The organism is Mesorhizobium sp. M2A.F.Ca.ET.037.01.1.1, assembly GCF_003998075.1.
In the GTDB taxonomy this organism is placed as follows: Bacteria; Pseudomonadota; Alphaproteobacteria; order Rhizobiales; family Rhizobiaceae; genus Mesorhizobium.
Map to the genome: position 1 here is coordinate 1 of NZ_RZSA01001448.1, position 1,119 is coordinate 1,119.

A 1,119-nucleotide genomic window follows, 5' to 3' on the forward strand; every position below is an offset into this window, starting at 1 on the left:
GTCGTCTGCAACTCGCCCTCGATTGCAAGGATGACCGGGAACACGACAGGCGAAACCTTCGCCGAGCCGGACAGAACGGCGCGGACCTGCACATTGCCCGTGTAGAAGGACTGTAGCTCCCAGGCTTGGCCCGGGTTTAGCAGGGTGACGGAGCCGTCGTCGAGTTGCACTTCGAAATGCATGGCGGCGGCCGCGGTCGGCAGCTCGACCTCGGCGCGGATCAAGAGGTCGCTCATGTTGGCGACCGCGAAGGTGCCGACATTCACGGTCTGGGCCGCCGGAGCGAACCTGGCGGCGATGAGCTGGAAACAGACGTCCTCGTCCTGATGCGGCGTCCAGGTCACCGCGTTCGACGACGACAGCATGACGCCGACCGAATAAGGCTGCGCTGCGACCGGCTGCTGCAGGTCCGCGTCAAAGTCGCCGAGCTTCGCGGTCTTGATCGAATGATTGCCGTCATTGGTCTTGACGACGAAGGCATATTCGACGCCGGCCGGCAGCCAGATCGGGTAAGGGAAGCGTATCTCGCTCCATTGGCCGATGATCGCCTCGTGCATGTCGTAGAAGGCCTGAGCGATCACGTTGACCGTCGGAATGCCGTTGGCCACCTCGACCATTTCGAACACGATCGGGTTGGCCCGGTCGCCGATCAGGCAGACCTTCAGGTTGACGCCGGCGATGTGGCGGCCTTCCGTCAGCGTGAATGTCTGCGCCAGCGGATCGGACCGGCTGCCGCCATTGCCTCCGCCGCCGCCACCGCCGCCGGTCTCGCGTGGCGCGGTGACCGATGTCTGCTGCACCGTGGTCGTTATCACCCGGCGCAACGTCTCGATCTCGATCGTGCCCTGCCCGACGAAGATCGCGGCCGCCTTCGATCCGCCCTGCCCTTCGGCGACCAGGCCTTTCGAGCCGGCAGGCACGTTGGCAGGGATGGTGAAGTTGCCGACGATCTGCCCGGCGCCGTCGCCATGCAGGCCACCCGGGTTGACGTCGATGCCGTCGAATTCGAGCTTGGTCAGGTTCTCGCCGGCGCCGAAGCCATGGATGGTGAACTGCAGCGAAATCTGGCGCAGATAGGCCAGGGTCTCCTCGCGGGTCGAGCTCTCGATCGTCTCCTTC

The 1,119-nt window shown here is 64.9% G+C and carries 1 pseudogene; it reads right to left on the reverse strand.

Annotated elements, in window-relative coordinates:
- Positions 1–1,119 (reverse strand): annotated as a pseudogene (locus tag EOA27_RS41280) (DUF4815 domain-containing protein); the annotation flags it as partial.